A 13153-nucleotide genomic window follows, 5' to 3' on the forward strand; every position below is an offset into this window, starting at 1 on the left:
GGCTAGTCGGATCCGCGGCGTCCCGTGAACTCCGACAGCGCCTGTGAGTTCGCCGCCGCCCCCATCAACTCGGTGAAGTGCTCGATCTCTCGGGCCGTTGCCGCGGCGATGCCGTCGCGGGTAGGCGCGACCATCGTCTGCTTCACCGCGATCAAACTCGAAATCGGCCGGGAAGCAAGCACATCGGCATGCCTTCGCGCCTCGTGCATCAGGTCGTCGGGCGCGCAGACCTTCCATACCAGACCCATGCGCTGCGCCTCGTCGGCCTCGATCCATTCCGACGACAACAGCAGCCATGCCGCGTTCTGCTTGCCCATCAACCGCGGCAATAGGTAGGACGACGCCGCCTCGGGTGCGACACCCAAACTGGTGAACGGTGTCTTCAGGCGCGCGGTCGCCGACATGAACACCAGATCGGCATAGCCGAGCATGGTCGCACCGATGCCGACGCCGACGCCGTTGACCGCGCAGATCAGCGGCTTGGGCAGGTCGGTGAGCGCGTCGATCATGGTCGAGAAGTGGCTGCCCTGCTGGTTGAACGCCGGATCGGTGATGCGTCTTTGCATCTCGACGAGATCGTTGCCTGCGCTGAACGCCCTGCCCGCGCCCGTCAGCAGCACGACCGCCACCTCGGAATCGTTGGCCGCCTCACGCAGCGCGGTCGCGGTGGCGAGGTAGAGCTCCTCGTTGAACGCGTTGAGAACGTCGGGCCGGTTCAGGGTGAGGGTACGCACCCGATTGTCGTCGCTGACCTGTAAGACCACGCCAGCAGCGTACGGGTCAACCGTTGCTGTACACGCGGGTGGGTTCGACGAGCACGACGGTGCGGCGCTGCTCGGCCATCACCCGGTCGTAGGCGTCCCAGTCGTCGTGGGTTCCGCCTGCCGCGGTGAACACGTCACGCAACAGCAGGCGCAACTGGTCGGAGTCGGTGGACCACGGCGCAGGATCGTCCGGGCCGAACAGTTCGGCCCGGCCCTCAACGGTGGCCCATTGCCAACCATTGCGGAACGTCACCGCAAGTTGTGGCCGGACACGCAGGTTGGCCAGCTTGACCTTGCCGTAGGTGACGAAGCCAAGTACCTGTCCCCTGTTGTCCGGGTGCGCGAGCGCTCCGACGTTGACCAGTGACGCCTGGATGGTGCCGTCGCCTCGCAACGTCGAGATCACCGCCAAGCCGCTTTCCTTCGACGCCAGTGTGACGGCTTCGTCGAGTGTGGTCATGTGGCAGCCCTTCGCCGAATGTCGTTGGTCACGAACGGTGTTCGGAAGACATAGCGACTGGTCGGCACGGTGTCGATGTCGCGGTTTGCCCCAAAGGCGGCGGTGCTGGCCACCATGCGCTCCATCCGGTCGCGCAGATCGTCGTCGTCGGCCGCGCCGAAGAACGCGTGCAGGTCCTTTGTTGCGGCTTCGGGAAAGAGTTCTTCGACGATCGCCGAGATCGGAGGTGCCTGCGGTGTCAGCGCACGCACCACCGCATTCTGGGTGTAGCCGAACGTCGACTGCGTCTCGATGGCCACCGGCGTGTGGTCGATGTGCCACCGCCGCAGCCAGGTGGCTTCGTCCAGGTCGGCGGGTCTGCGTAACAGCGCGACGTTGGCAAAGCCGGCCGTGCGCTGCCCCGGCACGGTCTCCGGTGGCGGCAGGGGCACTGACTCGGTCACGAGATACGCAGCGACGTCGGGGGCTTCGTCGCTCAGCCGTGCGATCGCCGCGTGCACCTGATCGCCGTAGGACTGCTGCGTCCACAGCGTAACGAAGCCGATGATCGGCGGATCCAGGGTCGTCAGTGTCATCAGCGACTCGCGCACCACGTCGTCGCGCAGGTTGACCGCCAGCCCCGGCAGGTCGAGGTCGAGCAGATCAGCGGCGACGGCGGCGCGCATCCGCGCACACCATTTGTCATCCGCGTCGACGCCGCGCAGCGTGATGATGACTTTCTCCACAGAAGCGAACTTAACGCGTCGGGTCGCCTCAGGCTTCCAGGCGTTCGCGGATGGTAGCCAGCCGCTGTCGCAGTTCGGCTTCGTCGATCACGCCGCGAGCCATCAGAGAGTGCGCCAGCGAGACCAACTGGTTCTCCGGATACGGCAGATCGGCGTACAGCGTCGCCGACAGCTCGTCCTCTTCGTCGCGGCGCTCCTTGAAGTCGGGAATCGTGGTTTCGCAGGCGGTCCGGTCCAACGCGTCGCACATGCCGTCGAGGCTGGTCTTCCACGGCGGCACCGGATTCTCGACGCCGTACTTGGCTGCCATGCGGGGCCAGGTTTGATTGCGGTCGACGATCTCCTGCAGCGGCGCGATCCTCGACTTCTCGACGGATCTGCGTGTCATGACACCGGGTGGATGGCCGGGCGGGTATCGGTGATGACGTTGGTCGTGACTCCGGCCTTGGGCAGGGCGACGCCGATGAGGCAGTCACGAGTCACGATCTCAGCCAACTGGTCCTCGGTCCAGTCGTCGGTGCCGACCGGGCGCATCGGCATGACCATGAACCGGTGCTTCTGGTTGGAGTCCTGGACGCGGATCGAGATCTCGTCGGGCAGATACAGACCGAACTCGGCGAGCACCTGGCGCGGCCAGCGGACCATGCGTCTGCGGTAATTCGGCGTGCGATACCACTCCGGGGAGTTCCCCAGGATCGGGCGCGGGTAGCAGGAGCACAGGGCGCACACGATCACGTTGTGCACGGTGGGGGTGTCGGCCAAGATCTCGAAGGCAGTGAAGTCGCTTGGCGTGCCGAAACCGGTCGGCTCCATCCAGTCGACCCCGACCTCCTTGCTGGCGGTCATGGGCTCGGCGAGCGCCAGCTCCTTGAATTCGGGTTCGAGCCACGCCCGGGCGACCAGACGCGCGGCCGGCGTGGGGCCGATCTGCTCGGCGAACTCGGTGAAGCGGCGGTGCTCCTCGGCCGTGAAAATGCCCTTCTCGATGCATAATTCGCGCAATGCGATCTCGAGCACCTCGAAATCGGTGATCTCGTCGACCATCGGTTTCACCGTGCGGTCGTGGTTGTGGTCGTGGTCGTGGGTCACGAGGCGGCCTCCAGCCAGTGCTCAGGAATCTCGGTTTGGATGACGTCGGCGGTGGTTCCGGTGTAGCCGTCCCACAAGTCGGACATGGTGAACCGCACGACGTAGAACCATTCCGGCACGGCACCGGGCCGATCCCAGGTTTCGTCTTCTGCGGCCGGGCTCTCGTAGGCGACAGTCGCGATCTCGCCCGTGGCGCCGCGCACGTATTCCGGTGTGCGCGTATAGAAGATAACGGGAAGCTCGCGCACCACCACCGCGTCGCCGACTGTGAATTTCGGTTCGCCTGCCTGGCCGGCATACACCTGCGGGTCGCCCTTGCCGACGGCGTGCTTGTGGTGGGCGTTGCGTTTGACGTCGGCGCCGTCGCCTTCGGACTTCGGTCTGGCCTCCAGCTTCTTGCCGTCGAGGCCGCCCTCGTATCGGGCCTTGACCTCGGCCATCCGTTCACTCAGCTCGGTCAGGCCGATGTGGTGCTTTTCCACCAGGACTCTTGCGACGGCGAGCAACCAGCGGCCGTAGTACGGCAACCCCAGGTACTCGGCCCTGCCGACGTCGACGTTGCCGATCCGGCGCCGTTCCTCCGAGAGCCAGATCCCCCGCCACGCCAGAACCTCGCAGATCACATACGTCATGTGCTCCCAATATTCGTACTGCTTGTTCTCGTACTTCATCGGCGCATCGGGCTCACCGCCCACGTCGTGGACCGGTTTGAGGTAGGCGGTGATGCGTTCGTGGTCGAGAAGGTCGGGGGTTGGTGCGTCGGGTAACTCGGGGTAGGCCGACTTCAGCCGGGCCACCAGTTCGAGTTGTGCCGCACGCTCGGCCGCCGTGGTCATCGAGACGTCCTTTCGTTCGGGGTTGCCGGTCGCAAAACGCATGGCGCAACGACGCGGGCGCAGTGCTCAGCGAATGGCGATTGCGGCCGGAATTCAGCAACGCCGTCGGCAGTGACAGCCCTGCGGGTCATCGACACCTCCACGGTGGACCAGCCGACCAGGATGAGCGGAGCTTAACTCCGGCGATCTTCACCTGTAGGGAAATCGGCGAAGTCTGTTGCGCAGCAAAATGTCTGCGCGACGTCGAGCGGGCGGTCGCCGGGTCGAGTTCACTGCGCACGGTCTCACGGCGTGTGGGTTGCCGGTATGAGACGCAGCGCAGGTCACAATGGATAGGTGATCACCGGCAGCCGGGTGTTGGACACCGTGCGCCTGACCACGCCGGATTTCGGCGCGGTGGTCCGAAGCTGCGCCGGGATGGTGGCGATGGCCGCGCTCGCGTTGGCATGGGACTCCGCGACCGCGGCGGTATGGGCGGCCGGTGCAGGCGCGATAGCAGGTGCCATCGGACTGCAGGACAGCCCCGGTGGACGCGTGCCGTTGGTGATCGCGGTGTCGGGGCAGATGGCGGCTGCCGTTCTCCTCGGAGCGCTGACCTCGCCACACGATCTCGTGTTCATCGGTGTGGTTGCGGCGTGGTGTTTTGCCGCCGGGTTGCAGTGGGCGCTGGGCAGTCACGCCGGACTGGTCGCCGCGGGAGCGGGCGCACTGCTGGTGGTGTCGCCGCCCGTCGCGACTTCGGTGTCGTCGATCGTCGTGGCGGCGGCGTTGACCTTCGCTGCGGGTTGTGTGCAGGCCACGTTGATCGCGGTGTGGCCGCCGCACCGGTGGCGCCTGCAGCGCGACGTGTTGACGCGGGCCTACCGGTCCCTGGCCGCCGACGCCCGCCGGGTCGCCTCCGACCGTGATGCGTCGATCGACTCGGCACCGATGTCGTTTCTGCGTGACGTGTTCGTCGACAGCCAGGCGACGCGGCGCCCCAAGGCTTATCACGGCGGCCACCGGCTGCCCGAGCGAATCGCCGCAGTGCTGCACACGCTCGGCGAAGCGCGCGATGCGGCGAACGACGGTGTCGCACAGGTGTTGACCGCGGCGGGCACCCTCCTCGACGCGATTGCCGCCCACCACCCAACGGCGCGACGCGACGCGCAGCAGGCGGTCGAGGCGCTGGATTCCGCGGTCGCATCGACCTCTGGTCCGAATGCCGAGACAGCGCAACGTTTTTCGAGGCTTCTACACGAAGCCGCGGAGTCGAGATTTCCCGATCTGCGACGCCCCGACGTCATCAGCGGCCTTGGAGCCGCCGCCGCGGAGGTGCGCGGCCACCTGACGTCGACGTCGCCGATTCTGCGCCACGCGATCCGGCTGTCGACGGCCACTGCATTGGGCGTAGCCGCCGACAGATTGGCGCCCGTGCAGCACGGGTATTGGATCGCGCTGGTCGTGTTGCTTGTTCTGCGTCCGGAGACGTCGCACACCTATACCCGGTGCGTCGGTCGGCTCGGCGGCATCGCCGCAGGCGTCGTGCTCGCGTCACTGATCGCGACCGTGTTGAACCCGACTGGCGTCGCCGCGGCGGTGCTTGCTGGGCTGTTCCTCACCGCCACGTACACGGTGACCCGGTACGGCTACGTCGCGGTAAGTGGGGCACTCGCAGCGGCCGTCGACTTCCTGCTCGGCATCGACGCCGCCGCATCCGGCGCGACCATGGAAGACCGGCTGTTCGCCGTCGTGGTGGGCGGCGGGCTCGCCGTCGTCGTGCACGTGGTGCTGCCCGATGACGCCCTGACCCGGCTGCAGCAGCGGGCCGGCGAGCTACTCAAGACCGAAGTGGATTACGCGGCAACGGTGATCAAGGCATTCATCAGGGAGCTCGACCAGCCGGCCGACGCGTTGTCGGCGGCGTGGCAGCGGGCTTTTCGGGCGCGCGCGGCGTTCGAAGCGGTTTCGGGGGCAACGCGCATGGAATCCCGCGAGCTCCGCAGATGGGTTCGGTCGTACCGCGCGGCGCTGAACGCGGTAACCAGCGCCTGCACCGCGCTGGAAAGCAATCTGCCGTCGCAGCCGCGGGTGGCGCTGACTCCCGAGTTCGTGGCGGCGGTCGAGGATTACGTCGATGCGCTGCGCGGCGCGCCACCCAACCCGGCCGCCCCGTGGACCGTCGACCTCGCGGCGCTGACGACCGCCAATCAGCAGGTGCGCGAGCAGAGCGCCCGGCTCGCAGAAGACAACAGTGCGACGCGCGTGCTGGTGGCCGAAGTCGCGGCGATTACCCGCAGCCTGTCCAGCATCGCGACTACCCGCGAGCCCAGCGCGGCTGAATGAACACGCCTTCGGCTTCGACGGTGACACCGTCTTCGTCGGCCAGGTGGCCCACCGCGTAGGCCTTGATTCCGTCGGTTCGGGTGATCGCGGCTTCGGCGTGCAGGCGCCCGAGACGGGTCGTACGCAGGTAGCGCAAGGTGATCGTGCCGGTGAAGCGCGGAGTGTCGGCGTGGGCCGCCACTTCGCCGAGCACATGGTCGAGGATCAGCGCGGCGACACCGCCGTGCACGTGACCGGGCGGGCCTTCGTAGGCGGCGCCGAGGTGAAAGTCGGTGAACACCCTCCCGCGGGCGTCCTCGAGGTCGCGCTCGATCGTCAACGGCGGAGCTATCGGATTGCGCACGCCGATCACCGGATTGCCCCACGCCAGGCTGTCGCCGCCCGTCGTGTAGCGCACGCCGAACGCGCCGTCGATCTGCCGCGACCTCAAACGGGCTGTTGCGGCGTCGATTTCGGCTCTCACCGCGGCCACGGTGTCGGCATCCATCTCCGTTCGGATCGTCGCGTCGACCAGCTCACGCACCGAGTCGGCCAGCGGCTGGTACACGGCACGCATCCGGTCGACTTCGGCCGAGGGGACATCGCCGATGTCGGTGAACTCCACCACGGGAGAACTAGAACACGTTCTAGCGCGGGTTGTCGAGTCACTAAGGGCTACGCGCCTGAGGTGATCCGCTCGGCTGCGGAGGCGAAGCCCAGCCAGGTGTGTCGGTTGCCCGCCCAGCACCAGCCGACCTTGGGTGCGTCGCGGTTCATGCGGCCATCGCGTCCGGTGCCGTTGCTGATCCACAGCGCGGGGGTCCTGGAGTCGAGGGCGCCGCTGGGCTTGCGACGGCGTGACCCGATGGTCATGAAGCAGTGGTTGCGCTCGAGGACCTCGGGCCGGTGAAGTAGCCAGTGCAGACCTTCGGTGAGCGTCAACGGCGTTCGGCCGGCATCGACGATCGCGGGCAGCGCCTCGTCGGGACTCCAGTTCGCCATCGCATCACCGCGATCGGGGTGCCGCACCACGTAGACCGGGCCGTGCGGCGGCTGTGCGCCGGGGATCGGCGTGAACTCGTCGACGTCGGACATGTCCGAGACGACGAATCCCTTCCTGCCGTTGACGACGATCAACGGGGCCAGTGTCGAGGCGGGCAGCAGATCGGGATGCACGACGAGCAAGCCGGCACCTTCGGGTGTCTGACGCACGGCCTCGGAGGTCAGTCCCGCGATCGCGTGGATACCGAGTTCGATGAGGGTGTCGGCTTGTCGGGCCAGGCTTGGCAGGGCGATGGTGGCGGTGGGCACGGAGGCACAACGAGGACGGCAGGCCGCCGGTTCCGCATCCGCACCCGCCCCGCGAGCGGCGCGCATCACAACCGCCGTACATCCCGTATTAGAACACCTAACTACTCGTGGTCATCTGTACACGAAGTGGCATACGCTGCTGGCATGGCAGCCCGCGCCCACAGCGTTGATCCCCGCGCCGAGCGGGTCCGCAGCCGTATTCGTGACGCGGCGCTGGCCCTCGCCCACGAGCGCCCGGTTGATCAACTGACCGTCAGGGACGTCGTCGACCGCGCGGGTGTCAGCCGCCAAGCCTTCTACCAGCACTTCACCGACCGGGACGATGCCGTCGCGGCCGCGTTCGGCACGGCATTCGCCGCGGCGACAGTAGACATCGGCGGCCACGCGCCCGCCCGCATCCTTCGGTTGTTCGACTTCGCGGCCGAGCACCGCGCGATGTACCGCAACGTTGTGCCGAGCACCGTGACCCAGCGCGTCGTGTCCGCGTTTCGGGCCGAACTGCTTCCGGCGTGCGAAGAGTTGGCGGCCGCTGCGAAGCCGTCCGTCACGACGATCGCGGGCGTGGCGCCGGAGTCGGTCACCCGCTTCCTGGTCGGCGGATTCACCGAAGTCCTCCGGTCCTGGATGGAAGACCCCGATTCGACCGACCTCAACGGCCGGGCGCGCGCGGCACTCGACACCGTCGCCGCCTTGCTCGGCGTGGCCACACCTTCGAAAGGCTCCCACCATGGGTAGGCATCACGTTCCGGAGCGACCGCGCGTCGGGGACCCGGCGGCCGTCCGCAACACCGCACTGGCGCTGGTCGGCCTGGCCTTGGTCGTCGTCGCGATGATCGCGAGTTATTCCGGCGCATTCGCCAAGCCGACGCTGCATCACCTGACCGTCGCGGTGGCGGCGCCGCCGCAGGTGGCGAACGGCCTCCGCGGCCAGGATGGGCTGGCCATCACCGAGGTCGGGGACGCTGCGACCGCCCGCACTCAGGTCTACGAGCGGGCGACCGATGCTGCATTCGCCGTCGACCCGACCGGTGCGATGAAGATCTTCGTCGCAGGAGGTGGCGGGCGCAGCGTGGCGGCCGCGGCCGAGACGGTCGGGCGGGCGGTTGCCGCAAAGTCCGGCTTGCGCGCCACCGTCGAGGACGTCGCGCCCGTGTCCGCAGCGGACCCGTCTGGGACCGTCGAGTTCTACGCCGTCATATTCATCTCGATCGGCGCCTCCGTCGGAGCCACCGTGCTGGGCCGCTTCATGGGCACCGTCCGTACGCCCGCGATCCTGGGGCTGCGCACGGTGACGCTCGCCGGCTACTCGGCGCTGCTGGCCGGCGGGGTGACGCTCTACGTCGACGTGATCCTCGGCGCACTGGTGGGCCACGGCTGGCAGGTCTTCGGTGCCCTGAGGCTCTATGCCATGGCGGTTGCCGGCGCGATCACCGGTACTGCGGCGGCATTCGGCACCGGCGTCTCGCTGGCGCTGACGCTGTTTCTCGTCATCGTCGGCAACGCTGCCGCGGCGGGCCCGGTGGGCCGGCCGTTGCTCTCCGGTTTCTACTCGACGTTCAGCACGATCGTGCCGCAGGGCTCGGGTGTCTCGCTGTTGCGCAGCGTCGTCTACTTCGGCGGCAACGGCGCGGCGACATCACTGCTCACGCTCGTGCTGTGGGCCGCGGCGGGCTGTCTGCTCGCAATCGTCGCGACGGCCGCGCGGGTGAATTATCGTGCCGGGCATGAGCGTTTCCCTCGGCGACGCCGAGCCCTACTACGACCTCGGCTCTTACCGTCGGCCGACTGAGACACCAACGCCCGCGGCGCAGATGTGGTTCGACCGCGGCATGGTGTGGTCCTACGCGTTCAACCACGAAGAGGCGATCCGGTGCTTCGACCGGGCACTCGAAATCGACCCCGACATGGCCATCGCCCGGTGGGGTGTGGCATACGCCGTCGGGCCCAACTACAACAAGACGTGGGAGGCGTTCGATCCCGTCGACATGGCCGCGTCGCTGGCGCGCGCCCGGATGGAGCTCGGACTGGCCGCATCGAGCCGGGGTTCTGCGGTCGAGTTCGGCTTGATCGAGGCGTTGCAGACCCGCTTCCCCACTGATGACCCGAACGACACCGAGGCGCTCGATGCGGGCGCCGCCGCCTACGCCGACGCGATGGCCGCACTGGCCAAGGCGTACCCCGACGACATCGATGTCCTTGCGCTGGCCGCGGATGCGCTGGTCAACCTGACCGCGTGGGCGCTGTGGGACACCAGTACCGGCGAACCGGCGCCGAACTCGCGCGTCGTGGAGGCCAAGAAGATCCTCGATGACGCGCTGGCCACCCCTGTGGGTCGCGAGCACCCCGGCATCCTGCACCTGTACGTCCACACGATGGAGATGTCGGCGAGCCCGCAGGATGCACTGCCCGCGGCGGACCTGCTGCGCGGGCTGGTGCCCGACGCCGGGCATCTGCAACACATGCCCAGTCACATCGACGTGCTGTGCGGCAACTACCGCGACTCCGTGGTGTCCAATCAAGCTGCGGTATCGGTGGATCGACGCTTCGTCGAACGCGAGGGGCCGTTGAACTTCTACTCCCTCTATCGAGCGCACAACCTGCATTTCATCGTGTACTCGGCCATGTTCGAGGGCAACTCGCGCGCCGCCTTCGCGGCCGCCGAGGAATTGGCCGACCAGCTCACCCCGTCGATACTGGCCATCGAATCGCCGCCGATGGCCGATTGGTTGGAAGCGTTCGTACCGTTGCGAACCCACGTTCTCGTCAGGTTCGGCCGCTGGGACGAGTTGATCGCCCAACCGCTGCCGGCGGACCTCGACCTGTACTGCAGCACGGCCGCGACCGTCCACTACGGCCGCGGCGTGGCACACGCCGCCAAGGGCAACACGACGCAGGCTCGTGCCGAGCGAGACGCATTCACCGCGGCCTGTGCGCGTATTCCGGACACCCGGTACCTGTTCAACAACACCGTGGCGGACATCCTGGCGGTCGCCGGCTCAATGCTCGACGGTGAAATCGCCTATCGGACAGGTGATTACGACGGATCATTCGCGCATCTGCGGCGCGCCATCGAGCTCGACGACGCCCTGCCCTACGACGAACCGTGGGGCTGGATGCAGCCCACCCGGCACGCCTACGGCGCTTTACTGCTCGAGCAGGGGCACGTCGAGGAGGCCACGCAGGTGTACGCCGCGGACCTCGGGCTCGACCCCACACTGGCCCGGCCGTGCCAACACCCCGGCAATGTGTGGAGCCTGCACGGCTACCACGAATGCCTGCAGCGGCTTGGCCGCACCTCCGAGGCGGTGATCATCGGTCAGCAGCTGGCCCTCGCGCAGGCGCGCGCCGACGTACCGATCAGGGCGTCATGTGCATGCCGGCTCGAGGCGGCTGGGGCCTGAGGTAGTCGGCAGCACCGGCCGGGTGCGCGAACGGCGGTACGTAGACTGCGGCCAATGGCGATCAACGACAGTGATCTTGAACGTCTCGGCCGTTGTGTCGAACTCGCGCGGGAAGCACTCGACGATGGCGACGAGCCTTTCGGCTCAGTCCTGGTCGACGGCAGCGGCGCCACGCTTTTCGAGGACCGCAACCGCGTCAAGGACGGCGACCACACCCGTCACCCCGAGTTCGCGATAGCTCGCTGGGCTGTCGAGAACCTGACATCGGATCAGCGGTCACACGCGACGGTGTACACCTCGGGCGAACATTGCCCCATGTGTGCCGCGGGGCACGCGTGGGTGGGCCTCGGCCGCATCGTTTATGCGGCCTCGTCGGCCCAGTTGAGCCAGTGGCTCACCGAGTGGGGAGCCCCGCCGCCGCCGGTCGCGCCGCTGCCGATCACCATGGTCGCGCCCCGCGTGGTCGCCGAGGGGCCGGCCGAGCAGTTCGCCGACGCGATGAAGGCGCTCTACGAAGCGAAGTTCAAGTCGTGAGCGCCGGCGAGTGGATTCAGCACGCGATCTGGTGGCAGGTCTATCCGCTCGGCTTCGTCGGGGCTCACCCCGCCGATCCCCCGCCCACTGCGGACGAGCACAGACTGCTGCGCATCACCGAATGGTTCGACCACGCCATCGAGTTGGGGGCGTCGGGTGTGGCGCTCGGACCAGTGTTCGCGTCGCGCACACACGGCTATGACACCACCGACCACTATCGGATCGACCCGCGACTCGGCGACGGCTCCGACTTCGACACCTTGATCGCCGAGGCGCGCAGCCGCGGGCTTCGCGTACTGCTCGACGGGGTCTTCAACCATGTCGGCGTCGACTTTCCCCACACCTCGTGGCTGCGCAAGCGGGGCCGGGGGTCGGCCGACGACTTCGATACGTTCGAGGGACACGGTGAGCTGCGGGCACTCGACCATGACAAACCCGAGGTCGTCGAGTACACGGTCGACGTGATGAAGCACTGGCTGGAGCGAGGTGCCGACGGCTGGCGCCTCGACGCGGCCTATGCGGTCGCCGACCGATTCTGGGCCCAGGTGCTGCCGAGGGTGCGCGAGGCCTTCCCCCACGCCTGGTTCGTCGGCGAGGTCATCCACGGGGACTACGCAGCCTGCGTCGGCGACTCGAGCTTCGACTCGGTCACCCAGTACGAATTGTGGAAAGCGATCTGGAGCAGTCTGAACGACGGCAACTTTCACGAACTGGACTGGGCGTTGTTGCGGCACAACGAGTTTCTAGAGTCCTTCGCACCGTTGACGTTCGTCGGCAACCATGACGTCACCAGGATCGCCAGCCGCGTAGACGACATCCGTCACCTCGGACACGCACTGGTCCTGCTCATGACCGTCGGCGGCGTGCCCAGCGTGTACGCAGGTGACGAGGCCGGCTACCGAGGCGTCAAGGAGGAACGGTTTGGCGGCGACGACGCGGTGCGGCCCGAATTCGGTTCTCCGCCAATGGACATCGACGGACATGCCAGCGATGTGTTCCGATTGCACCAATACCTCATCGGATTGCGTCGTCGGCACCCGTGGCTTCACGCGGCCCGCACCTTGCCGTTGGCACTGACCAACCGCCAGTACATCTATCAGTCACGCGCGGGTTCCGAGACGCTGGTGGTGGCGCTGAACATCGATGACAAACCACTGCGTGTCGCACTGCCCGAGTTGGGGCTCGGCGGTGGACACGTCGTGGGGGGTTCGGGAGCGCCGCCGCAGGAAGCCGTCTCCGAAACCGATGTCGAGCCGCACGGCTGGCTGGTCATCGCGCCAACTCCGCAACCGTGAGGGGATCTTCCGCACCGTCGTAGAACTTGTCCAGCACGGCGCGGAACTCGGCTCGGACGTCGGCATCCTCGGCGGTTCTCGCGAACAGCGTCATCGACGACCGCACCTTGAGATTGTCCGGCCAGCCGAAGATGTCGTCGGCGCTGCGGCCGTCGATCTCGGCGACCAGCCGTGTACATTCCCGCAGCCGTGCGCCCAGCACCTCGTGGCGAAGATAGGCCTGCGCCTCGGCCGCCGAGGAGATGCCGAAGCGTAGCGCCGTCGGACTGCGGCCGAGGCCTTTGAGTTGCGGAAAGACGAACCAGATCCAGTGGCTCTCTTTTCTGCCGTTGCGCAGTTCGGCGAGCACGGTGTCGTACACGCGGTTCTGCGCATCGAGGAAGCGGCGCAGATCGAATGGGTCGCTCGATGTTAACGATTTGTCCACAGGCACC

15 protein-coding genes are annotated in these 13153 nt (G+C 67.4%); 6 read left to right on the forward strand and 9 right to left on the reverse strand.

Annotated elements, in window-relative coordinates; genetic code table 11:
• Nucleotides 1–2: 2 nt before the first annotated feature.
• From N4S67_RS26330 to N4S67_RS26355, 6 genes are read right to left on the reverse strand one after another with little or no spacing between them, the layout of a single operon-like run.
• Complete coding sequence (locus N4S67_RS26330) at nt 3–764, reverse strand: enoyl-CoA hydratase/isomerase family protein (protein ID WP_260995992.1); 762 nt, start codon at nt 762–764, stop codon at nt 3–5.
• A gap of 16 nt (nt 765–780) precedes the next feature.
• Nucleotides 781–1224, reverse strand: coding sequence for a TIGR03618 family F420-dependent PPOX class oxidoreductase (locus tag N4S67_RS26335; protein WP_260995993.1), 444 nt, complete (start codon nt 1222–1224; stop codon nt 781–783).
• Nucleotides 1221–1949, reverse strand: a complete 729-nt coding sequence (locus tag N4S67_RS26340; RefSeq protein ID WP_260995994.1) for an EthD domain-containing protein — start codon at nt 1947–1949, stop codon at nt 1221–1223. Before N4S67_RS26340 ends, N4S67_RS26335 begins: the two co-directional genes overlap by 4 nt.
• Before the next feature lie 28 nt (nt 1950–1977).
• Nucleotides 1978–2337 carry a thiocyanate hydrolase gene (locus tag N4S67_RS26345; protein ID WP_260995995.1) on the reverse strand — a complete coding sequence of 120 codons (360 nt, stop codon included), beginning with the start codon at nt 2335–2337 and terminating at the stop codon, nt 1978–1980.
• Nucleotides 2334–2993 carry a thiocyanate hydrolase subunit gamma gene (scnC, locus tag N4S67_RS26350; RefSeq protein WP_260996183.1) on the reverse strand — a complete coding sequence of 220 codons (660 nt, stop codon included), beginning with the start codon at nt 2991–2993 and terminating at the stop codon, nt 2334–2336. Before scnC ends, N4S67_RS26345 begins: the two co-directional genes overlap by 4 nt.
• A 41-nt stretch (nt 2994–3034) precedes the next feature.
• On the reverse strand, nt 3035–3874 hold the full coding sequence (locus N4S67_RS26355) for a nitrile hydratase subunit beta (RefSeq protein ID WP_260995996.1): 840 nt from the start codon (nt 3872–3874) through the stop codon (nt 3035–3037).
• A gap of 336 nt (nt 3875–4210) precedes the next feature.
• Between N4S67_RS26355 and N4S67_RS26360 the strand changes: the two genes are divergently transcribed.
• Nucleotides 4211–6199, forward strand: a complete 1989-nt coding sequence (locus N4S67_RS26360) for an FUSC family protein (RefSeq protein WP_260995997.1) — start codon at nt 4211–4213, stop codon at nt 6197–6199.
• Here N4S67_RS26360 and N4S67_RS26365 read toward each other — a convergent pair.
• Both N4S67_RS26365 and N4S67_RS26370 read right to left on the reverse strand, forming a co-directional pair.
• Entirely contained in the window at nt 6171–6806 is a 636-nt protein-coding gene (locus tag N4S67_RS26365; protein ID WP_260995998.1) for a PaaI family thioesterase, read from the reverse strand. The two genes, N4S67_RS26360 and N4S67_RS26365, sit on opposite strands and share 29 nt — an antisense overlap.
• A 47-nt stretch (nt 6807–6853) precedes the next feature.
• Nucleotides 6854–7489 carry a DUF5701 family protein gene (locus N4S67_RS26370; protein ID WP_260995999.1) on the reverse strand — a complete coding sequence of 212 codons (636 nt, stop codon included), beginning with the start codon at nt 7487–7489 and terminating at the stop codon, nt 6854–6856.
• Between the two features lie 144 nt (nt 7490–7633).
• On the opposite strand from N4S67_RS26370, the gene N4S67_RS26375 reads away from it, so the two are divergent.
• The 5 genes from N4S67_RS26375 to N4S67_RS26395 are packed head-to-tail and all read left to right on the forward strand — an operon-like array spanning nt 7634 to nt 12719.
• Entirely contained in the window at nt 7634–8224 is a 591-nt protein-coding gene (locus N4S67_RS26375) for a TetR/AcrR family transcriptional regulator (protein ID WP_260996000.1), read from the forward strand.
• Complete coding sequence (locus N4S67_RS26380; RefSeq protein ID WP_260996001.1) at nt 8217–9278, forward strand: hypothetical protein; 1062 nt, start codon at nt 8217–8219, stop codon at nt 9276–9278. The genes N4S67_RS26375 and N4S67_RS26380 overlap by 8 nt, the downstream gene beginning before the upstream one ends.
• Nucleotides 9214–10890, forward strand: coding sequence for a tetratricopeptide repeat protein (locus N4S67_RS26385; RefSeq protein WP_260996002.1), 1677 nt, complete (start codon nt 9214–9216; stop codon nt 10888–10890). The genes N4S67_RS26380 and N4S67_RS26385 overlap by 65 nt, the downstream gene beginning before the upstream one ends.
• Nucleotides 10891–10944: 54 nt before the next feature.
• Nucleotides 10945–11424 carry a nucleoside deaminase gene (locus tag N4S67_RS26390; RefSeq protein WP_260996003.1) on the forward strand — a complete coding sequence of 160 codons (480 nt, stop codon included), beginning with the start codon at nt 10945–10947 and terminating at the stop codon, nt 11422–11424.
• Entirely contained in the window at nt 11421–12719 is a 1299-nt protein-coding gene (locus N4S67_RS26395; RefSeq protein ID WP_260996004.1) for an alpha-amylase family protein, read from the forward strand. The genes N4S67_RS26390 and N4S67_RS26395 overlap by 4 nt, the downstream gene beginning before the upstream one ends.
• Here N4S67_RS26395 and N4S67_RS26400 read toward each other — a convergent pair.
• Entirely contained in the window at nt 12694–13146 is a 453-nt protein-coding gene (locus N4S67_RS26400; RefSeq protein WP_260996005.1) for a DUF1810 domain-containing protein, read from the reverse strand. The two genes, N4S67_RS26395 and N4S67_RS26400, sit on opposite strands and share 26 nt — an antisense overlap.
• Nucleotides 13147–13153: the final 7 nt, after the last annotated feature.

It is taken from the genome of Mycobacterium deserti (assembly GCF_025345615.1).
GTDB lineage: Bacteria > Actinomycetota > Actinomycetes > Mycobacteriales > Mycobacteriaceae > Mycobacterium > Mycobacterium deserti.